16 protein-coding genes and 1 tRNA gene are annotated in these 22,418 nt (G+C 37.4%); 3 read left to right on the top strand and 14 right to left on the bottom strand.

The annotated features are described in order from the left end of the window. Positions 1–143: 143 nt before the first annotated feature. Positions 144–225, bottom strand: a tRNA-Leu gene (locus PGOND44_RS13445). 177 nt (positions 226–402) lie between these two features. Between PGOND44_RS13445 and PGOND44_RS13440 the strand changes: the two genes are divergently transcribed. Next, positions 403–1,800 (top strand): dipeptidase, encoded by a 1,398-nt coding sequence (locus tag PGOND44_RS13440; protein WP_003443767.1) that lies wholly within the window; start codon positions 403–405, stop codon positions 1,798–1,800. A gap of 460 nt (positions 1,801–2,260) precedes the next feature. On the opposite strand, the gene hemE is transcribed toward PGOND44_RS13440, so the two are convergent. The 8 genes from hemE to PGOND44_RS13400 all read right to left on the bottom strand — a co-directional run bounded on the left by hemE (position 2,261) and on the right by PGOND44_RS13400 (position 10,485). Continuing rightward, positions 2,261–3,283, bottom strand: a complete 1,023-nt coding sequence (hemE, locus tag PGOND44_RS13435) for a uroporphyrinogen decarboxylase (RefSeq protein WP_003443764.1) — start codon at positions 3,281–3,283, stop codon at positions 2,261–2,263. A gap of 51 nt (positions 3,284–3,334) precedes the next feature. Next, on the bottom strand, positions 3,335–4,321 hold the full coding sequence (hemB, locus tag PGOND44_RS13430; RefSeq protein WP_003443761.1) for a porphobilinogen synthase: 987 nt from the start codon (positions 4,319–4,321) through the stop codon (positions 3,335–3,337). A 9-nt stretch (positions 4,322–4,330) separates the two neighbouring features. After that, complete coding sequence (locus PGOND44_RS13425) at positions 4,331–5,107, bottom strand: enoyl-CoA hydratase/isomerase family protein (protein WP_003443758.1); 777 nt, start codon at positions 5,105–5,107, stop codon at positions 4,331–4,333. After that, the gene (locus PGOND44_RS13420) at positions 5,097–6,563 is read right to left on the bottom strand and encodes a sensor histidine kinase (protein ID WP_003443755.1); all 1,467 of its coding nucleotides are present in this window, start codon (positions 6,561–6,563) and stop codon (positions 5,097–5,099) included. Before PGOND44_RS13420 ends, PGOND44_RS13425 begins: the two co-directional genes overlap by 11 nt. Next, the gene (locus PGOND44_RS13415; protein WP_040556182.1) at positions 6,563–7,108 is read right to left on the bottom strand and encodes a CopD family protein; all 546 of its coding nucleotides are present in this window, start codon (positions 7,106–7,108) and stop codon (positions 6,563–6,565) included. The genes PGOND44_RS13420 and PGOND44_RS13415 overlap by 1 nt, the downstream gene beginning before the upstream one ends. Before the next feature lie 71 nt (positions 7,109–7,179). After that, the gene (locus PGOND44_RS13410; RefSeq protein WP_003443749.1) at positions 7,180–8,556 is read right to left on the bottom strand and encodes an MATE family efflux transporter; all 1,377 of its coding nucleotides are present in this window, start codon (positions 8,554–8,556) and stop codon (positions 7,180–7,182) included. Beyond that, a complete protein-coding gene (hemH, locus tag PGOND44_RS13405; protein ID WP_003443746.1) occupies positions 8,557–9,594 on the bottom strand; it encodes a ferrochelatase in 1,038 nt (345 codons plus the stop codon). Between the two features lie 411 nt (positions 9,595–10,005). After that, positions 10,006–10,485 (bottom strand): peroxiredoxin family protein, encoded by a 480-nt coding sequence (locus PGOND44_RS13400; RefSeq protein ID WP_003443744.1) that lies wholly within the window; start codon positions 10,483–10,485, stop codon positions 10,006–10,008. 315 nt (positions 10,486–10,800) lie between these two features. On the opposite strand from PGOND44_RS13400, the gene PGOND44_RS13395 reads away from it, so the two are divergent. Next, positions 10,801–13,254: a ligase-associated DNA damage response DEXH box helicase gene (locus tag PGOND44_RS13395; RefSeq protein WP_003443738.1), complete on the top strand. Its 2,454-nt coding sequence runs from the start codon at positions 10,801–10,803 to the stop codon at positions 13,252–13,254. Between the two features lie 1,003 nt (positions 13,255–14,257). Here the strand turns inward: PGOND44_RS13395 and pncA are convergent. From pncA to PGOND44_RS13380, 3 genes are all read right to left on the bottom strand, one after another. Then, positions 14,258–14,848, bottom strand: a complete 591-nt coding sequence (gene pncA, locus PGOND44_RS13390) for a bifunctional nicotinamidase/pyrazinamidase (protein WP_003443732.1) — start codon at positions 14,846–14,848, stop codon at positions 14,258–14,260. After that, a complete protein-coding gene (locus tag PGOND44_RS13385) occupies positions 14,845–16,257 on the bottom strand; it encodes a nicotinate phosphoribosyltransferase (RefSeq protein ID WP_003443729.1) in 1,413 nt (470 codons plus the stop codon). Before PGOND44_RS13385 ends, pncA begins: the two co-directional genes overlap by 4 nt. 83 nt (positions 16,258–16,340) lie before the next feature. Further along, entirely contained in the window at positions 16,341–18,734 is a 2,394-nt protein-coding gene (locus tag PGOND44_RS13380; RefSeq protein WP_003443725.1) for a tetratricopeptide repeat protein, read from the bottom strand. Between the two features lie 175 nt (positions 18,735–18,909). Here PGOND44_RS13380 and PGOND44_RS13375 point away from each other — a divergent pair, with 175 nt between their 5' ends. Next, on the top strand, positions 18,910–20,085 hold the full coding sequence (locus PGOND44_RS13375; protein ID WP_003443718.1) for a glycosyltransferase family 4 protein: 1,176 nt from the start codon (positions 18,910–18,912) through the stop codon (positions 20,083–20,085). On the opposite strand, the gene PGOND44_RS13370 is transcribed toward PGOND44_RS13375, so the two are convergent. Both PGOND44_RS13370 and PGOND44_RS13365 read right to left on the bottom strand, forming a co-directional pair. Beyond that, positions 20,079–21,431: an undecaprenyl-phosphate glucose phosphotransferase gene (locus PGOND44_RS13370; RefSeq protein ID WP_003443715.1), complete on the bottom strand. Its 1,353-nt coding sequence runs from the start codon at positions 21,429–21,431 to the stop codon at positions 20,079–20,081. The two genes, PGOND44_RS13375 and PGOND44_RS13370, sit on opposite strands and share 7 nt — an antisense overlap. Next, on the bottom strand, positions 21,432–22,418 hold the full coding sequence (locus PGOND44_RS13365) for a UDP-glucuronic acid decarboxylase family protein (RefSeq protein ID WP_003443712.1): 987 nt from the start codon (positions 22,416–22,418) through the stop codon (positions 21,432–21,434).

Genomic DNA, 22,418 nt, shown 5'->3' with positions numbered 1-22,418 from the left:
AAAAAAACCCCTAATAACTTTTTTCAAAGTTATTAGGGATTAAAAGTACGGGCGGAGTTCCGATAGCTATCGGAACGAACTCCACTCCTCTATTAAATTTTAAGCATAAAAAAGCTCCTCGGTTAAGAGAAGCTTTTTTTAAGTACGGGCGGAGAGACTCGAACTCTCACACCTCGCGGCACTAGATCCTAAGTCTAGCGTGTCTACCAATTCCACCACGCCCGCAATTATTTTTGGTGTTTCTAGCGTGTCTATCTCCCGACACTTCGGGGCCACCACACTCGCAATTGTTGAATCAATAATCGAGTCTACTTTTGCGAGTGCAAATATAAATAATATATACAACTTTCAAATCATGTTTCAAGAAAATAATTTATATTGTAAAAACCCTAAAAAAAACCTATGAATATTAAAAATTATATAGAAAAAAACCAACAAAGATTCATTGATGAGTTAGTGGAATTGCTCAAAATTCCTTCCGTTAGCGCTGACCCTAATTTTAAAAAAGAAGTTTTGATGACTGCTGACGCCGTAAAGATAAATTTGGAAGCTGCAGGATGTGATAAAGTTGAAATCTGTGAAACCCCAGGGAATCCTATAGTTTATGGAGAAAAAATTATAGACGAGTCCCTGCCTACGGTTCTAGTTTATGGCCATTACGACGTGCAACCACCAGATCCTCTTGAGTTATGGAACAGCCCTCCTTTTGATCCCGTTATCGAAAAAACGGAGATCCATCCTGAAGGGGCCATATTTGCTAGAGGAGCCTGCGATGATAAAGGCCAAATGTATATGCACGTAAAAGCGCTTGAAATCATGATTCAAAATGATGAATTGCCTTGCAACGTAAAATTTATGATTGAAGGCGAGGAAGAGGTAGGAAGTGTGAGCCTGGAATGGTTTCTAGAGCATAATCAAGAAAAGCTGGCCAACGATGTGATCTTGATTTCGGATACAGGAATGATTAGCAAAGAGGTTCCTTCCATCACCACAGGATTAAGGGGTTTGAGCTATGTTGAAGTGGAAGTCGAAAGTCCAAACCGTGATTTACACTCTGGACTTTACGGCGGAGCAGTGGCCAATCCAATCAATATTCTATCAAAAATGATTGCTTCTCTTCATGATGACAACAATCACATCACCATTCCTGGGTTTTATGATAAAGTAGAAGTGTTGAGCGAGCTAGAACGAGAAAAAATGGCGGAAGCACCCTTCGATCTTGAAGACTATAAAAATCATATCGGCATTACTGATGTTCACGGTGAAAAAGGGTACTCAACCAACGAGCGCAATTCCATTCGGCCTACTCTAGATGTCAATGGGATTTGGGGAGGCTATATTGGAGAAGGCGCCAAAACTGTAATTCCGAGTAAAGCCTTCGCCAAAATATCTATGCGATTGGTTCCCAATCAAGATTGGAGAGAAATCACAGACCTTTTCAAAACTCATTTCGAAAGCATCGCTCCAAAAAGCGTGAAGGTAAAAGTGACACCTCATCACGGTGGACAAGGCTATGTCACTCCTATAGACAGTATCGAGTATAAGGCTGCAGATCTTGCTTTCCACGATGTCTTTGGCAAAGCGGCTGTCCCACAACGAAGCGGCGGAAGCATTCCGATTGTTTCCTTATTTGAAAAGTATTTGCAAAGTAAAACCGTCTTAATGGGGTTTGGACTCAACTCCGATGCCATACATTCTCCAAATGAGCATTTTGGGATTTGGAATTACTTAAAAGGGATTGAAACCATTCCTTATTTCTACAAGCATTTTACTAAGTTGTATTTGGAAACAAATCACTAAACTTTTGGCGTTACCCTCCCCAATGGATTGGGGAGGGTCGGGCTATTCGTTACAAGCTATTTCAGTAAAAGCCAAAAAAATATAAACCTAGCCAGAGCTTCTCTTAGTCGCTTGGCTAAGCTTTATTTTTTAAAGGCTTTACTTTATAGGCTTTCCACTGCTATCCCTAACGCAAGCTCACGTTCTTCTTTGCCTGTAGGTTTTAAACTCTACTTATATTCATAATTGTATCAACTCGAGTTTAAGCTTGTTTAAAACTCTGAGCATTGCCTAAAAGATTTAGTTGAATCTAAACGCCGACTTCAGGAGAGACTTTAAACCCAGGACGCTACTTCAAAACGAGATAAGGCTAAAAGCTAACTGTCTAAAACCCTTAAAATCAGCAAGGGTAAAATCAAAAGAAATAGAAAACCCTCTTCTAAAGATTAAAAGAGGGCTGTTTTAAGTATTTTGTTTTTATCTATTTGTATTCCTTAACCGCCTCTACAAAAGCTTTGGCGTTCTCTACAGGAATATTGGGTAAAATACCATGTCCTAAATTCACAATGTACTTGTCTTTTCCAAACTCGTCGATCATTTCATGGACCATTCGTTTGATGTCTTTGGGAGGAGAAAACAATCTAGAAGGATCAAAATTTCCCTGTAATGTTATATTGCCACCGGATAAATATCTAGCGTTTCGACCAGAGCAGGTCCAGTCCACACCAAGAGCTGAAGCTCCAGATTTTGCCATAACATCCAAAGCAAACCAGCACCCTTTCCCAAAAGCAATTACAGGGATCATATCTTTTAAGGCATCTATAATCTGCTGGATATACGGCCAAGAAAATTCTTGATAATCTACTGGTGATAGCATTCCACCCCAAGAATCAAAAACTTGAACAGCGTCCACACCAGCTTCTACTTTTCCTTTGAGGTAAGCGATAGTCGTGTCTGTGATTTTTTGAAGGAGTTCGTGGGCCATTTGAGGTTCTGTAAAACAGAACTCTTTGGCCTTGTCAAAATTTTTGGAACCTTGTCCTTGTACGCAATAGCAGAAAATAGTCCAGGGAGAACCTGCAAAACCAATAAGAGGAACCTCATCGTTCAACTCTTTCTTGGTCATTTTTATCGCCTCATAGACGTATCCTAATTCTTCATAAACATCGGGGACAATCACTTGATCCAAACTCGTACGGTCTCGTATTGGGTTGGGAAGCCATGGCCCAAAATCAGGTTTCATTTGCACTTCTATATTCATCGCTTGCGGCACTACCAAAATATCGCTAAACAATATAGCGGCATCGGTCCCGACTTGGTGAATTGGCATCACTGTAATTTCTGTGGCGAGCTCTGGTGTTCTGCAGCGCGTAAAGAAATCATATTTGGCTTTCAGCTTCATAAAATCTGGAAGATAACGCCCCGCTTGTCTCATCATCCAAACTGGTGGTCTTTCAACGGTTTCTCCACGTAAAGCTTTTAAAAATAAATCGTTTTTTATCATTGATTTTGTATTGATAACCTATTGGAATTTAATTCAGCAAAAATAAAAAGCCTAAAGTAATTTGACCGCATCTTTTGCAAAATAACTTGCAATCATACTAGCTCCTGCTCTCTTAATGGCTGTGAGTTGTTCTAGCATAACGGCATCATGATCTAACCAGCCTTTGGCTGCAGCCGCTTTTAGCATTGCATACTCTCCACTCACTTGATAAACAGCCACAGGCACTTCCACTTCATTAGCTATATCTCTTACAATGTCCAGATAACAAAGCCCGGGTTTTACCATCACAATATCTGCCCCTTCATCGATATCTGAAAAGGTCTCTTTCAAAGCTTCACTTCTATTGGCAGGATCCATTTGATAGGTCTTCTTATCCTTAGGGATGTCTTTAACATCCACCGGAGCAGAATCTAGAGCATCTCTAAAAGGGCCATAAAAAGCAGAGGCAAACTTAGCTGAATAACTCATGATGCCGGTATCCGTAAAATGAGCCTCTTCCAAAACACTACGGATCTCTAAAATTCTACCATCCATCATATCACTAGGGGCCACAAAATCGGCTCCAGCTTGAGCATGGCTTAGGGCCATTTGAGCAAGAAAGGAATTGGTTCTATCGTTTACTATTTTCCCTTGATCGACAATACCGTCGTGTCCATAAATAGAATAGGGATCTAAAGCCACATCGGTCATGACCAACATTTCGGGAGCAGCATTCTTAACGGTCTTTATCGCTCGCTGCATCAACCCATCTGGGTTTGTGGCTTCTACACCACGGTTGTCTTTTAAAGCGTCTTCGACTTTTACAAAAAGCAAGACTGACTTCAGTCCCATTTGCCAAAGTTCTTTGACTTCCTTGGCAAGCAAATCCAAACTAAACCTATAATAATTAGGCATGGAACCTATTTCATCTTTTACGCCTTTTCCCTCAACTACAAATAAGGGGACAATAAAGTCAGTTGGACTTAAATGAGTTTCTCTTATCAGCGATCGTATAGAGTCGTTTTTTCTTAAGCGACGATGTCTTTGCAATGGAAACATAAAGGGTATTTATTTAAAATTTGCTTTGCGTTTGTTTAAAAAAGCCTTAGTGCCTTCCTTAAAATCATCAGTGCCAAAAGATTTTCCGAAATTTTCAATTTCTGTATCAAATCCATTTACACCATCTTTATAATTATCGTTCACAGCTTCAATAGCAGAAGAAATGGCTACCATAGAATTATTAAGGATTTTTCCGGCTAGTTTCTGAGCTAGTGGTAATAACTCTTCAATCGTCGTCACATGATTGACCAATCCATAGTCTTTTGCGGTATTGGCATCGATCATTCCTGCCGTCATAATCATTTCCATAGCTCTTCCTTTCCCAACTAATTGTGGTAAACGTTGAGTACCTCCATAACCAGGAATAACCCCTAGTGAAGTTTCTGGAAGTCCCAATCTTGCATTATCACTAGCCACTCTAAAATGGGCAGACATAGCCAACTCCAAGCCACCTCCTAAAGCAAAACCGTTGACAGCCGCAATAACTGGTTTTGGGAAATTGGCGATATAGTCGAACACTATCTCTTGGCCTTTTGCTGCTAGGTTCTTCCCTTCTTCTACAGAATATTCTGAAAATTCTGAAATATCCGCACCAGCGACAAAGGCTTTTTCTCCACTCCCAGTTAGAATAACCACATCTGCATCTTCATTGCTTAATAAAGCTTTGAAAGCCTGGTGTAACTCTTCAATAGTCTCACGGTTGAGTGCATTTAGTTTTTTAGGTCTATCAATTCGCACTATTGCAATGCGATCTTCAATATCAACTTGTAAATTTTCAAATGTCATGAGTATTGGATTTTGGTAGTTTAAGTGTAAAGATAGTGCCTTCCTCAAGTTTTGAGGTCAGTTTTATATCTCCTTTATAAGTTTCAATGATATTTTTAACCATTCCTAAGCCTAATCCCATTCCGCTAGATTTGGTTGTAAACCTTGGCTCGAAAATACGCTCTTGCATGTCTAGTGGAATTCCACTCCCGTTATCTTCAACACTTATCATCACGACATCATCTTCTGTGGAAATCTTCACTAATATGTTAGGATTTTCAAGATGTTCGGTAGCTTGGATAGCATTTTTCACTAAGTTGGTAATGATTCTTATCAATTGATTTCTGTCGAACTTAATTTGAATGTTCTCTTCCTCAGGTTCAAAATGGATGTGATTTTCATTAAAAATATCCAAGGCCAATCTTATAATTTCTACAGCATTGAGAGTTTCATTTTGTTGAGCAGGCATTTTTGCAAAGTCTGAAAAGGCATTAGCAATCGCACTCAGATTATCGATTTGTTGAATAATGGTTTTTGAAAATTCTTTAACACGGTCTTCAATTTCAGGATCCTCTGGATTGAAGTTTCTTTTAAAACTCTGCATGCTCAAGCGCATCGGCGTCAACGGGTTTTTAATCTCGTGAGCCACTTGCCTAGCCATTTGCCTCCAGGCTTCTTCCCTTTCTGTTTTAGCCAACTTTAAAGCGCTTACCTCAAGTTCATCTATCATTTCGTTATAAGCCTTGATTAAAGGTCTAATTTCATAACTGATTTCTTCTATAGAAATTTTGGGGTTCGGTTGGTCTAGACGTGTTTTTGTAATTTTTCGACTTACACTTTGCAAAGACCTGGTGATGTATTTGGATAAGAAGTAGGCTAGGACTATGGCAGATATAAGCATAATCAGATACACTTGAGAAAGAAGAATCAAAAATCCACGAAGTTCTTGTTCTAAAAAGCCGTCATCTTCAATATAAGGTAGATTCAAAATCCCTATTGGCTTGAAGTAGTTATCTAAAATATAAGTGTAGGACGATTGATAATTTTGATCATTGATTTTGAAATTATCAACGTATTTTTTTTCAGCAGAATTTTCGAGAGATTCTACTTTTTCGGGCTCCATTCTCGTTTGTACAGAATCCATATAAAACGTCGCAAACGAAGATTTCAAAAGGTACCCATCGAGGTCGTAGATATTGATTTCAGTATTGTGAATATCTTGAATCTCGTAGATTTTTTCTTTGAAAATAAGGGATAGATTTTCAGTATCTACTGGATAAGTTGTTGTTCTTAGGACGTAGTTGATATTGGCCCGAATCGCGTTTTCTTTACGGTTGAGTTTTTCGCGATGTAACTCTTTAGCCTCTTGTGTAAACTGATAGACGGTTACCCCTGCAATAAGTATGGAAGCCGCGACGACCAGAGCAATCATAGAAATAAAAATCCGAGTCCGTAAAGATTTTTTATAGTTGAACATCAGGCTGAGGGTTTTCGGTTTCTAATTCGCTTATAGAGTTTAACCCCTAACATAATTATAACGCCTAGACCAATAAGACCTGCCAATCCCCATATCCAACTGATGGAGTTTTTTAAGATCACTAGAAAAACAATAGCAAACAAGATAAGAGTGGGTCCTTCATTCCACAGTCGCATTCCATTAGAAGTCCAGCGGATATCATCGTTTTGAAACTGTTTAAAGATAAAATGGTTTTTGATGTGGTAAGCAAACAATAGAAAAACAAAGGCAAGCTTCACGTGCATCCATCCTTGTTCTAGCCATCCTGGCACAAGAATTAAAAGCCAAACGGCAAAGATAGTGGACAATACAGCCGAAGGCCAAGTAATGATATACCATAAGCGTTTTGCCATGATCTTGAGCTGGTCACTTAAGATATCTCTATCTGGCTGAGGCTTTTGCCGGGCTTCGATGTGATATATAAACAAACGGGGGACATAAAACAATCCCGCAAACCAAGTGATTACGAAAATGAGATGAAGAGATTTGATGTAATTATATTCCACAGCGCTAATCAATTAGTTTAGACTTCAAAGATAAACAATGCAACTTGAACACTTAACATTCCGTTGGTGTGTTAAGTCGCCTTTATGTCTTGAGTTGACTTTTCATCGACCATCAAAGTCGTTTTTACCTCTTTTCTCAAAAAGTAACCAGTGATGATGGTGGAAAGAATATCGGCTAAGGGGAAGGAAATCCAAACCCCAAACTCACCGTAAAATTGAGGTAGAATCAAAATCAAAGGAATAAAAATAAATCCCTGCCTGGACAGCGTGAGTAACAAAGCAGGAACGGCTTTCCCTATAGCTTGAAAATAGGCAGAACCTATCAATTGCAAAGCAATAATAGGAACAGCAGCAAAAACCCAACGCATAGCACTTGGGGTATCCCTAATCACTTGAGGATCTTGAGTAAATACCGATACAATGGTTTCCGGAAAAATCATAATCAGAGCAAAAACGATTAAAGCCACAGCCGAAGCATAGCCAATAGCTTTATTTATAGTTTCTCTCAATCTACTATATTCTTCAGCGCCGTAGTTATAACTTGCAATAGGTAGAAAACCCTGGGTAACCCCTAGAACAGGGAACAGTGCAAACATGAGCATTCTTGAGATAATCGCATAAGTAGCCACTGAAGATTCTCCACCCAAATCGAATAAAATATTATTTAAAAGAAGGTAAGTCACACTCACAACCGCCTGTCTAGAAAGGGTCACAAAGCCTAAAGCACCAATTTCTTTCAAAATTTTAAAATCAAAGCCAAAGTCGGAAAAACGAATCTTTAATTCTGAATGTTTGGAAAGAAAAAACCATAAGATATAAGACAAACATAGGATATACGATCCAGTAGTTGCCCAAGCGGCACCAAGCATTCCATAATCTAAAATATTGATGAAAACATAGTCCATAATAAGATTACCCACCGATGGAATAATCATCGCCACCATGGCAAACTTAGGCTTACCTTCTGCTCTAATAACCGAATTCCCCATCATGGCAAGTGCCAATACTGGAACCCCGTAAAGCACAACTCTGTAGTAGATTTTTGCAGGATCAAAAATATCGCCTTTCCCCCCAAAAGCAGGAATCAATTGATCGATAAAGGTTAAACCAACCACCACCATGGTAATGGTGACCAGTAAGGTGATCGTGATTTGATTTCCAAAGGTCTTCAGCGCCTTCTTATCGTTATTGGCACCTAAGGCTCGGGAGATAATAGACGAGCCACCAATACCAATAGCCATACCCAAAGCCGCAATGAAGAAAGACACTGGGAGGACCACATTAATAGCCGCAATCCCAATAGAACCAATCCAGTTTCCTACAAAAATGGTGTCAACCAAAATATTAAGAGACATCACCAAAATTCCTATAGAAGCTGGTACTGCTTGTTTAATAAGCAGCGAACCAATAGGTTTAGTTCCAAATTCTTCGGAGTTGACTTTAGACATTTACGATACTTTAGCCTCTTTATTTTGATGAGCCCATTCGTCTATCCATCGGCTAAGGGTTTTTACCCAATCTTCTCGGTCGTTCAGACAGGGGATAAACATAAAGTCGTCGCCACCAGATTCTTCAAAAATCTCACGGGCTTCCATATTGATTTCCTCTAAAGTCTCTAAACAATCTGACACAAAAGCGGGCGATACTACTGCCAATTTTTTGGTGCCTTCAAGTCCGAGTTTTTCTACAGTTCTATCGGTATAAGGCTTCAACCATGGGTCGAATCCTAATCGAGATTGAAACGAAGTACTATAAGTGCCTTCTTTCAAGTTCAACATTTTAGCAACCAATCTTGTGGTTTCAAAACATTGATGTCTATAGCAAAACTGGTGTGCTTTGGAAGGTGTTTGACAGCATGAGCCATCTACCTTGCAATGAGAATTGGTAATATCGCTTTTTCGGATGTGGCGTTCTGGAATACCGTGGTAACTAAAAAGCAAGTGATCGTAATCAAAGTCGTCTAGTTTTTCTCCAATACTTCTTGACAGCACCGTTGTATAATCTGGATGATTATAAAATGGAGGCAAAGTTGTAAAACTCATATTAGGAAAATGTTCCTGTCGCAATTCCTCCGCCAACACGATAATCGTTTCTGTAGTCGCCATCGCAAACTGAGGATAAAGTGGCATCAGCAAAACTTCGTCTACGCCTTTATCATGCAACTCTTGTAAACCCGATTGAATGTTAGGTTGACCATAACGCATGGATAGCGCAATGGGGATACTAGTTTGCTCGTCTACACCACTTCGTAGGCGCTTGGATAAGACAATAAGAGGAGACCCCTCATCCCACCAAATTTTGGAATAAGCCTCCGCTGATTTTTTGGGTCTTGTGTTGAGAACAATCCCCTTTACAAGGATAGTTCTAAAGAACTTTGGCACGTCAATGACGCGTTCATCCATCAAAAACTCACCTAAATATGTTTTTACATCTTTGGGGTCTGTAGACTTGGGAGACCCGAGATTAACCATTAATACTCCTTTCATAATTTCAATTTGAACTCATTATAATCCTAAAGCTTCAAAATTAAGCGGAATGATTTTAACAAAAGCTAATTTTGATAGAATGTTGTGATAGGTGTAGAAGAAAGTATGATAGCCGTTTAAAAAATAATAAGAAGAGGTTCAAAATGGAATATATATTTACAGTTTTTTAACCACTTATCAGTGTCACTATCTTTACATACCTATGTTGTGCCTCAATTTGTCATTTCAAATTCATTTTGGAATCTAATTTACAAAATTTATTGAGCTTTTTAGAAGATGAAACAATCCCGAGACTTCGGAACAGCATGACAATTGTTGTGTTTTATAATTTCTGACTCAAGTTTCGCTAAATCAGTGATCAAAATTCAACTTGGAACAACTCAACTAATTAGCGGCTAGATTTAAGACCTTTTAGTTTAATTCATTTAAAAAGAGTACAACCTCATCACTCCCTTCAAAAACTTTTACCAACTTATTGTCTTTATCGTATAAATAAGAAGTGGGGAATGGGCCAACAAAAAAAGCATCGGCAAACTTATAATCATCGTCTCTTAAGATTTGAGTGTTGGTTAGGCTTTGAATATTTGGAGCGTATTGTTCGAAAAACTTATTAGTTTCTTCTTCCGTATTAGCAGAAACAGGGTATAATTTAACCTTCGCATTTTTGATTTGCTCAGATTTAAGATTCAATAATTTGAAGGCTGTTTTACAGTGCCCGCAGGTAGGGTTGAAATAGACAAAATAGCTATAGGTTTCTTTTTTGATATCATTTTGGTTGAATGTATTCCCATCTAGAGTGAATATTTCAAACTCAGGTAATGATTCTGGATAATCTTGTGCAAAACTAACTTGAGTGATAATTAAACTTAAAAAAAGAATTATAGGTTTCATGGTATATAAATTAAAGTTCTAAATATGAATTATGTAGCTAGATCTACGCCGTTCCTAGTGCAGCTTTTTTATTTGCTTTTGCATAAGTCGGGTTTGCATTCCTTCTCCTCGAATTTTCCTCAAACTTATATATTTTTTAGTTAGGATCTTTTAGATTTCAAAAAAACTTATTTCTGCTTTTATCTCCCGCTTAGCATCTCGACTCTAAGTTATGTACCGTTTCTAAAAGGTTGCCACTTAAAGTTTCTTTTTAAATTTGGTTTTGATTGGTGTCCACTACCAACTTCATTATCAATTATACTTATGTTTGTAGACATGTCAAAATCACAAGACATTTCGCTATTCACCAATTGGTTTGCTTCCAAAAGCTGGATACCTTTTGACTTCCAAACAGATACTTGGCAAGCTTATGCTGAAGGTAAGCATGGTTTATTAAATGCGCCTACAGGTAGTGGTAAAACCTATGCATTATGGGTGCCTATCTTGGTCGAAATCTTAAAGCTAAATCAGAATAAAACTCGAAAATCTTCCAGTTTAAAAGCCGTATGGATCACACCATTGCGAGCCTTATCGGTAGAGATAAAGCAAGCTGCAGAACAATTAATCTCAGATCTTGACCTCGACATTACTATTGGAATAAGAACTGGAGATACAACTCAAAGTGAACGCGCAAAACAAAAGCGAAAAATGCCAGATCTTCTGGTGACCACGCCAGAAAGCTTACAACTGCTTCTCGCTTCCAAAAACTACCCCAAGACGTTTCAAGATTGCCAGGCGGTAGTTGTTGATGAATGGCATGAGCTCTTGGGAACCAAACGCGGAGTGCAAATGGAATTGGCACTTTCTCGACTTAAAACTATCAATTCCAAATTAAGGGTATGGGGAATTTCCGCTACCATAGGTAACCTAGAGCAAGCCCGAGAAGTGTTACTGGGTGTGGATCCAAAAGTCTTAAAAAATTCAACACTCATCAAAGCCGATCTTCAAAAGAATATAGAAGTCAAGAGTATTATCCCCGAGACTATGGATAAGTTTCCCTGGCGAGGACACTTGGGACTCCATCTTCTAGAAGAGATCATTCCCATTATTAAAGCTTCCAAAACAACTCTTCTTTTTACCAATACCCGCTCACAGTGTGAAATTTGGTTTCAAAAAATCCTGGAAAAGCATCCAGAATTTGCCGGCGAGTTGGCCATGCATCACGGGAGTATCAATAAAGACACTCGCCTTTGGGTAGAACAAGCCATACGAAATGAAAGTCTGAAAGCGGTGGTCTGCACTTCTAGCCTCGATCTTGGCGTTGACTTTGCGCCAGTAGAAACCATTATACAAATTGGCGGACCAAAGGGTGTTGCCAGATTTCTACAACGCGCAGGAAGGAGTGGTCACCAACCCGGCAAGACGAGTGTGATTTATTTTTTACCAACACATGCCATCGAATTGATAGAAGCCTCTGCCCTTAAAAAAGCTGTAGAATCCAAAACCGTAGAAGATCGCTTGCCTTACCTCAACAGTTTTGATGTGTTGGTCCAGTACTTAACCACTCTAGCAGTGTCGGATGGATTTTATCCTGAAGCTATTTTGCCTGAAATACAATCGACATTTTGTTTCCAAACCCTCACTGGAGACCAATGGTCTTGGGCACTCAATTTCATTACTAAAGGAGGTGAAGCTTTAAAAACTTATGACGAATATCGAAAAGTAGAAATTGAAGAGGATGGCTTGTTTAAAGTAAATCGCAAAGGAATTGCCATGCGACATCGACTTCAAATTGGAACCATCGTAAGTGACGCTGTTCTCACGGTAAAATATATAACTGGTGGCTTTATTGGCTCTATTGAAGAGTGGTTTATCTCCAAATTAAAACCTGGTGATGTTTTTACTTTTGCTGGCAGAAACCTAGAGCTGGTCCGTATTAAACAAATGCAAGTCCTGGTAAGGAAATCCAAATCTAAAACCTCTAAAGTGCCCAGCTGGATGGGAGGTAGACTCACACTTACTTCACAAATGAGTGAATTGTTGAGAGAAGAACTTTATAATCAAGATGCTGAAGATAAAAGCCCTGAACTGGTGGCTTTGGAACCTATTTTTGAACGTCAACGCTTAGAATCTATCGTCCCTAGACCCAACGAATTTTTGATTGAAACTTTTAAAACCCGAGACGGCTTTCATCATATTTTTTATCCCTTCGAAGGTCGCTTTGTTCATGAAGCTATGGGGAGTTTGTTGGCATATCGCATCAGTTTATTATCCCCTATTTCATTTTCGTTGGCCTTTAACGATTATGGGTTTGAGCTTTTATCCGATCAGCCTGTCGACATGCAAGAGGTATTGGATAATAATTTGTTTACTGCAGATTATCTTCTAGAGGATTTGTCCAAAAGTCTAAATGCCACTGAAATGGCCAGGAGAAAATTTAGAGATATCGCCGTTATTTCTGGTTTGGTATTTACAGGTTATCCTAACAAACTGATAAAAAACAAGCACTTACAATCCAGCTCTCAATTAATTTTTGATGTCTTTAAAGACTATGATGCTGATAACCCACTTTACCAACAGGCGTTTACAGAAACCTTTGAGCACTCCCTGGAACAAGGACGTTTACAAAAAGCGCTGGAACGTATTGCCACACAAGATATCGTCTGGAAATCCTGCCAGAAACCTACACCCTTTTCCTTCCCTATTATTACAGACCGCTTAAGGGAAAAATTGTCTTCTGAAAAATTAAACGATAGAATTCAAAAAATGATAAAGAAGCTTCAAAAGTAGAAGGTGAGAGATGAGAGGTGAGTGGTGAGAGGTGAGAGGTGAGTGGTGAGAGGTGAGTGGTGAGAGGTGAGAGGTGAGTGGGGAGTGGGGAGAGGTGAGGTGAGAGGTGAGTGGTGAGTGGTGAGTGGTGAGTGGTGAGAGGTGAGAGGTGAGGTGAGTGGTGAGTGGTGAGTGGTGAGATGAGTGGTGAGTGGTGAGTGGTGAGTGGTGAGTTAAATAAGTAATCGTATAGTCGTTTTCTGTTTATCGTTGACTGTTTTCCGTTTAACGTAGGATAAAGTGAGACCACAAGACGCCTGTCACTTCGAGTGTCTCGATGACTCATCGGGATGTAGCGAGAAGTGTTTAAAAGTGAGAAATATCAACCGGTTCTCGATACAATTTTACTGCGTAATACTCCATAAAACCACTCGAACTGACAAGTATAGCATTATAAATTAATCGAGAAGTGTTTAAAAGTGAGAAATATCAACCGGTTCTCGATACAATTTTACTGCGTAACACTCCATAAAATCACTCGAACTGACAAGTATAGCATTATAAATTTAATTTAGTATTAGAACTTTACAACCGAGGCCCTGAATAAAGTGAGACCACAAGACGCCTGTCACTTCGAGTGTCTCGATGACTCATCGGGATGTAGCGAGAAGTGTTTAAAAGTGATAAAAAAACCGGTTCTCGATACAATTTTACTGCGTAATACTCCATAAAATCACTCGAACTGACAATTATAGCATTATTTAACTCCTCTATTAGACAAGATCTTTATCTATTGACTAGCCTACAGTCCTCGATCTATAGACACAGCTTACAAAACAGAGCTTATGACTTTTTGCATATCATTTTTCTTTATTCTCGGGTGTAAATTAAAAGTAAGTTTTATCAATCTTCTACGCCGACTTTACTCGAAACTCTACAACCAAGGCGCTGGATAAAGTGAACGTTAACACCGAAACTGAATATCGCTAAACAGCTAAACTAGCAGCAGTAAATTCAGCATAAATTATAAAAATACAACCCTTTCTGCTTCCAATTCTTCCTTCTGCTGATTGAATTTGTCTTGGTCCAAGGCCTTCGTTGCTTTTTCTAAAACTCTTACTTGAAAGCCTTCGGTGAGGGCATCTTTGATCGTGAAATACACGCAAATATCGCCAGCCAATCCACAGATATCTATGGTTTTACAGCCTTTGTCTTTGAGATATCCTGTAAGACCAGTGGATTTTGTATGATGGTTATCGTAAAAAGCGCTGTAGCTATCAATTTTGGGATCGGTCCCTTTCCGAAAAATTGCTTCGATGCAGTTGGTTCTCATATTGGGATGAAATTCTGCACCTTTATCCCCTTGTACACAATGGTCTGGCCATAAGGTTTGCCGATAGGCATCGATATCTTTTTTTTGAAACGGCTTATAATTGTCGTGATTGGAGGCAAAACTTATATGGTGTTGTGGGTGCCAATCTTGAGTTGCTACAACCAAGTCGTATTGGGGCTGAACCAAATTGATATGAGATACGATTTGATCTCCGTTTTCGACCGCCAAGCCTCCACTTGGCATAAAATCGAGCTGAGCATCGACGATAAGTAAGGTTTTCATGAGTTTTTATTTTTATAGTGATTTCTCAATTGATCTCGCTCTTCCAAAAGTTGATCGGATATTCCGATTTTGTAGATGTGTGGATTTTGGAATCTTTGGAATTCCTCAGTAAATTCAGCAAGTCGCTTTCTGGAATAGGTCTTAATTTCTGTAAGAGTTTTAGGTGCATGTAGGCGCTTTCCATTCTCCATGACAGGATGCAACAAAGCTTCTGAACTGCAATTGTTGAAGGTGATAGATTTGGAATGATCGAAAGGATGATTCATGTGATGTGCCTCTGTCTCTTCTCTTAAGGTGACAGCATCTGCTCCTTCAAGTTCTCCTTTAGAATTTCTTATTCTATAAACTTGCTTTTTGTGCGGCATCGTCAATTTTGCCAAGTTCTCCGAAAGCTTTATCCTGGGTTTGCCATTAGCGAAGGCAAGCTTGTAAACTCCATCTAAAGCAGCATCGGGATCTCCTATAACGAGATTGGTCCCCACGCCAAAAACATCGATCGGTCCTTTTTGTTCTTTTAAACTTTTGATCACGTACTCATCTAGTTGGTTGGATACGGCAATCTTTACCTCATGAAGTCCAGCCTCATCTAAAGCTTTTCTGCATTTTTTGGCGAGATAGGACAAGTCTCCACTGTCTAGACGAATACCTTTAAGGCTTTCGCCCCTGGATTCCATTTCCTCACCAACTGTGATAGCGTTGGGTAGCCCACTTTTTAGCGTATCGTAAGTGTCGATGAGTAATACGGTGGTGTTGGGATGGCTTTGGGCAAAATCCCGAAAGGCGGTTAATTCATCATCGTAACTTTGGACAAAGGAATGGGCCATGGTCCCAGAAATAGGGATATTAAAATCCTTACCTGCAACCACATTACTTGTGGCCTCAAAGCCTCCTATAAATGCCGCTCGTGACGCATAATAGGAACCTGTACCTTGGGCTCTCCGCATTCCAAAATCTATAAGTGTGGCTTCTCCAGCAGACTTTCTTATTCGACTTGCCTTGGTAGCAATAAGCGTTTGAAAGTTGAGTATATTGAGTAAAAGGGTTTCTACAAGCTGGGCCTCGACCATATTTCCTTCCACTTGAAGGACTGGTCGGGTTGGAAACACAATATCACCTTCGCTGGTGCTGGTGAGAGTTCCTTTAAATTTAAAGTCTTTGAGGTACTTAATAAATTCAGGATCTAAACCTTGAGCTTTTAAATAATCTAAGTCTGACGTTGAAAACTGAAAATCTTCTAGAATTTCTAACACCGTCTCTAAACCCGCAAAGATGGCATAGCCGCCCTCAAAAGGAAGTTTTCTAAAAAAATAGTCGAAAATGGCTTTGTGTTTGTGTTTGCCTTTTTGGAAGTAAACTTGTGCCATACTTATTTGGTACAAATCTGTATAGGTCGCTGTGAAATTCTGCATGGCACTTAAGTTTCTTCAAATTTAAGGATTGAAGACGTCGCAAACTCAAGAGTGGTTATAAATAATTGCTAAAACAGATGGGGTTATTGCTCTTTGGGTTGGGTGGGGACTTCAAAACAAATACGTGTTCCTTTTCCTACTTCAGAGAAATCTACCCAAATCCTCCCTCCATTTTCTTCAATAAATGTTTTGCACAATACTGAGCCGACTCCTTTCCCTTCTTCTTTATTGGTGCCTAAAGAAGAAGTAATAGAACTATTACTGAACAAATGCTTAGCCACTTCACTTGTCATCCCTACTCCTGTATCTTGGATACAAATTCTATCAAATTTTTCGAAATGTGTTGCTGAAATTGAAATCTTATCTTCAGCATTACAAAATTTTATAGCATTGGAAATTAAGTTTCTTACCACTAATTTTAAGGTATTGACGTCTACATAAATTTTGAAATCCTCGGTTACCTTATTTTCAAATTGGATATTTTTCTCTCTCAAGGGAGAATAAAACAAATCGTAGAGACTGTTGACTTCTGGATTTAAAAGAAATGTGGATTTTTCAACCTGTGCCTCATTTAAGGTTTCACTTGCCCAATTGAGTAGGTTATCAATAAGCAATCGAGTGGAACTTATATTTTTATTTACCTCCGGAAGCCAGTCTTTAAATTCTTCGTCAGAAATTTGTTGTGCTGCATACATATCAAATATTTGACTCAGACTATTAACGGGGCTTCTGAGGTCGTGAGAGATAATCGAAAACAGTTTATTTTTCTGAAGATTGGACTCCTTCAATTTCAGGTTTTTAAGTTCAATCTCATTATTCTTTTGATTGAGAAGAACATTGGCTTTAGTCTTATTTTTTCTAATTTTAAGTAGTAATATTATAACTATAATTAGAGCTAAAAAAGCAAAAGCCAAGACTAAAATTAAGGTTTCTCTTCGGTTAACTTTTGCTTCATTTTCTAATTGTTGATTTTGCTTTTCTAGTTCAAGTTGCTCTTTGAGGCTTTTGAATCCTAACTCTGCTTCAAGTATACCAAGAGCCTTACTTTTTTCATCATCGAACAAGCTATCTTTTAGCTTATTAAATACTTCAAGATACTTTAGAGCATCTTCAGGTTTGCCGCCTGATTTGGAAATGTTGTAGAGAAGTTCTGCAGCCGAAGATTCTTCTGGTAATGCTTTAATTTCTTTGGATATTGAAAAAGCTTTCGAAGCATAATAATAAGCAGAGTCAAGTTTATTTTCCTTTAAGTAAACTTCCCCAAGCCCGTTGTAAATAAACAAACTAGAATATTGATCTTCTATTTCTTCAGCAATAGATCTAGCCTCTTCATAATAGGCCTTTGCTTTTGGTAAATTATTAAGCTTAAGGTGATTGTATGCAATGTTGAATAAATTATTCACAATATAAACTTTGCTTCCTTGCTCTCTAAATATAGTTAAAGAGGAGTCTAAGGATTTGAGTGCAAACTCATATTCTTTTTGATTGGTCTGAATTATCGATAGATTAATTAATAAACTGGCGTAAGTAGATTCGTCTAAATCCTTAATTATTGATATAGCTCGTTTATATAAAGTGCCGGCTTTGTCATCATCGTTGATGTCGAGATAAGCATTAGCAAGATTGTTGAGAATAATGCCTTGTAGACGAGGATTATTCATTCTCTCGGCAGAAACTAAAGCATTCTCAAAATTAGTTATAGACTCTAGGTAGTTTCCTTGCTTTCTAGAAATGTTTGCAAGATTGTTGTACATTCCACAGATAAGCCTTTCATTATCCAGCTGTTTAAAGAGCTCAAGACTTTCCGTTAGCTTTTGGATAGCCTCATCAAAATCTCCTTTTTTCTCTGCAATTAGTCCTTCTCCACTAAGAATACTTGCTTTAGAATTCAGGTCATTTAATTTACTATTGAATTTTTTAGCTTTCTGAAAGGTTTCCAGAGCTTTATCAAAATCGCCCTGATTTTGATAAATATTACCGTTGTTTATTAAATTATCTATAACGCCTTGTTGGTTATCTGCTTTTTGATGAAAGTTTATCGATAAACTAAACTTTTCTAAAGCTTTTTTGCTGTCTCCTTGATTTTTTAAGAGCACTCCATAGCTTTGGTAGGCTTTTGCTAGTTCTAAATCGTCTTTTATTTCTTTAAACAATTGAACAGCTTTCTCAATTTTATTTATGCTTTCAACTTGATTCCCCGCGTAGAAATAATAAATAGATTGATTTTTTAGAGCTAAGCCTTTTCCTTTAGGGAAGTTGATTTCAGCGGATAAATTAAGGGCTTTTTGAGAATATGGAAGAATACTATCATAGCTTATGTATATGAATTCTGTAGCTATTTGATTTAAAATAGAGACTCTAATAGTGTCCACTTTAGTGTAGGATAATGTTGTTTTTAAGCTATCGATCTTTGGATTGCTAGCTAAAGACTGTAGGCTGAAAAACAGATAAAAAAGGGCTGGAATTATGAATTTCATTGACTATATTGGTTGAGGCAATATAGTTTTTTTATAAAAATTAGTATTCAATTAACAGGCTTTTATTTTTTGTATTATCGACAAATAAAATTTATGATTCAAAAGCGTGTAAGCCTATTGTCAAAGTAGCTTATACATCAGACATAATTTTAAATTTGCATGCTAAACCAATTCAATGAAAAAAGAAATCCTCATCATAAGTAATTATTTCCCACCCGAATCGGGTGCAGCCTCTAATAGAATCTATTCTTTAGCAAAAAAATTGTCAGATAATAGTTATGATGTTAGTGTCATTTGTCCTCTTCCAAACTATCCTGAGGGAAGAGTTTATGACGACTATAGAGGGCTATTTAGTAAAAAAGAATTTATTGGAAATATAGTGATTAAAAGACTATTTATTTATGCTAGTAATTCTTCTAATAAATTTTTAAGGCTTTTATCTTCATTAAGTTTTGCTATTGTACTATTTCAATATATCCTCTTCAATAACGTTCCAAAAAAAGTAATCATCCAAGGTTCACCTTTAATTGTAGGTTTCATCGCTGTTTTGAGCTGCAGAATCAAAAGTAGAAAGATTATACTTAATGTATCAGACTTGTGGCCACTGGCAGGTTTGGAAATGGGAATTTTAAATAAAGGATTTTACTATAATATCTTATTAACCCTAGAGACTTATATCTATAAAAATTCAGATATAATTGTAGGACAATCAAATGAAATTCTTAACCATGTAAGCAATACGATTTCAATTAAGAACAAAATCCTTTTTCTTTATAGAAACTTTCCCGATTTTGAAGCTCTTTCCGTAAAGAAAAAGAATAATAAAAATTATAAAATAGTTTATGCAGGTCTTTTAGGACTCGCCCAAGGTATTGAGTCTATTTGCAATGAAATAGATTTCCCTAAAGACACCGAGTTTCACATTTATGGTAACGGACCGAAGGAGTCTGAGATTGATAAAATTTGTAAGAGTAAAAGTCAAATTTTTTATCATGGTAGCTTAAAAAGAGAAAAACTACACAGTGTACTTCAAGACTATGATGCTACCCTTATCCCATTAAAAAACAGAATATATGGATCTGTGCCCTCTAAAATATTTGAATATTCTAAGTTAGGACTGCCAATAATATATTTTTCTGATGGTGAAGGTGCTGAATTAGTTTCTAATTTAAACTTGGGGATTTCAATTCGAAAAGCGAATTATAAAGAACTTCAAAGAGTTATAGAACAAATAAATAATGGTGATGTAAAGCTGCCTTCAAAACAAAAAGTTTTAAATATTAGTTTTAGGGAATTTGATTTAGAAAAACAATTTGAAAATTTTGAAAATCAAGTATTATCTCATCAGTAAGCTTTTTTTTCACCTTTAATAGCATTCAAAACCGTTTGGATCACGATTTTTATATCTAGCAATAAAGACCAGTTTTCTAGATAAAAAATATCGTATTTCACTCTATTGATGATATCTTGGTCGGTTTCAACCTCACCTCTATAACCGCTCACCTGAGCTAAGCCTGTGATCCCAGGCTTAATAAAGTGTCTAACCATAAATTTGTCTACATTTTCAGCATACATATGCGTATGACTTACCATGTGGGGACGTGGGCCCACCACACTCATGTCTCCCAGCAGAACGTTGTAAAATTGGGGCAATTCGTCAAAACTGGTCTTACGTAATAAGCGACCTACATTGGTAATGCGCTTGTCGTTTTTACTTACCTGGTGCAAATCAGCTTCAGGATTAGGCTTCATGGACCTAAATTTAAAGCAATAAAATTCTTTATAGTCTAGTCCGTTTCTCTTCTGTTTAAAAAATACAGCTCCTTTACTTTCCATTTTTATGATGATAGCTAACAAAGGAGTTAGCCAAGATAGAATAAAAACAAGAACCAATAAGCTGATGATAATGTCAATAAAACGCTTCAAAAATTTGTTGAGCGGATCGTCAAAAGGAATTTGTCTTAAAGATAAGATAGGTAAAAATCCATAATACTCATAGTTGAGCTTTCTGGAATAGATGTCTTTATTGTCTGGTAAAAACTTGAGGACTTTAAGGTTATTGTCTGCAAAATTTACAATTTGATTGAGTTGAATATTGTCAACTTCGGCCATCGAACAATAGATTTCATCAACTTTATTTTTTAGGATATAGTCATAAATATCGGTCAGCTGCATATTTGAGTCGGTCAAATTAAACACTTTTAAGCATTTGTAACCGTATTCTGGAGTTTTTTCAAAGAATTCCTTAAGTTGCTTTGTTTTAGGTGAATCTCCAATAATAACAGTAATTCTATAATTACCTCCTAAGTCTTTTCGGTAATATTTTAAGAAGTAGTGAAGCGAAAGCTTAATAAAAAAAATAAGACCAAATGATTTTGCCAAATAAAGAAAAATCCTATTTGACTCTCGCCCATATTCAAAATAATAGCCGAAAAAAGCAAAAACGATTAAAGCAAAAATAATCCCTTGTAAAAAAGTAAGCGAAACCAATTTAGTGACTTTAGTATACCTATAGATCTCGTAGAAATTGGATTTAATAGAAAGCAAAATCCAAGTGATTATGATATAAGAAAAAAATGTAGCGTTAACAATCGGATCTAAATCAAACTGAGCTGCGAAAAAAAGAAGCACTACTATATCTATAAAGTAAGATGCAGGTCTTATATAATTTGAATATCGTCCTGATTTACTTGCCATTTATTTCCTGTTATGAGAGGTGAAATCTTTATGTTCATTCTTTTTCAACTCGTCCTCACTTAAAGATTTGAAGTAATCATATGTAAGACGCATCCCTTCTTTCCTATCTACTTTTGGCTCCCAGCCCAAAATGGCTTTAGCTTTAGTAATATCAGGTTGACGCTGCATTGGATCGTCTTTTGGCAAAGGTTTAAAGATTATTTTCTGTTGAGTTCCTGTTAGTTTAATAATTTCTTGAACAAAGTCTAGAATTGAAATTTCATAAGGATTTCCAATATTTACAGGCTCTGCATAATCGCTCATCAATAAACTATAAATTCCTTCTATTTGGTCATCTACATAACAGAAAGAACGGGTCTGAGAGCCATCTCCAAAGACAGTAAGATCTTCTCCCCGTAGAGCTTGACCAATAAAGGCAGGAATAACTCTACCATCATTTAAACGCATACGAGGACCGTAAGTATTGAATATACGAACAATTCTAGTTTCCAAACCATGGAACCTGTGATAGGCCATGGTCATAGATTCTTGAAACCGTTTCGCTTCATCATAAACGCCTCTAGGTCCTATGGTATTTACATTTCCATAATACTCCTCAGTTTGAGGGTGGACAAGAGGATCACCATACACTTCACTAGTGGAAGCAATCAAAAGTCTAGCTCCTTTAGCTTTAGCTAAACCTAACAAATTATGGGTTCCTAGTGAACCCACTTTAAGGGTTTGGATAGGGATTTTTAAATAATCGATAGGACTCGCTGGAGAGGCAAAATGAAGAATATAATCCAAATCTCCAGGAACATGGACAAATTTACTTACATCATGATGATAAAATTCGAAGGTGTCAAGTTTAAAAAGGTGTTCTATGTTCTTTAGATCACCAGTGATAAGATTGTCCATGCCAATAACCTTAAAACCTTCCTTTATAAACTTATCGCAGAGGTGTGATCCTAAGAATCCTGCAGCCCCTGTTATTAAAACTTTTTTCAT

The sequence above is a fragment of the Psychroflexus gondwanensis ACAM 44 genome (genome assembly GCF_000355905.1).
Classification (GTDB): domain Bacteria; phylum Bacteroidota; class Bacteroidia; order Flavobacteriales; family Flavobacteriaceae; genus Psychroflexus; species Psychroflexus gondwanensis.
This window is presented reverse-complemented; position numbering and strand designations above follow the sequence as displayed.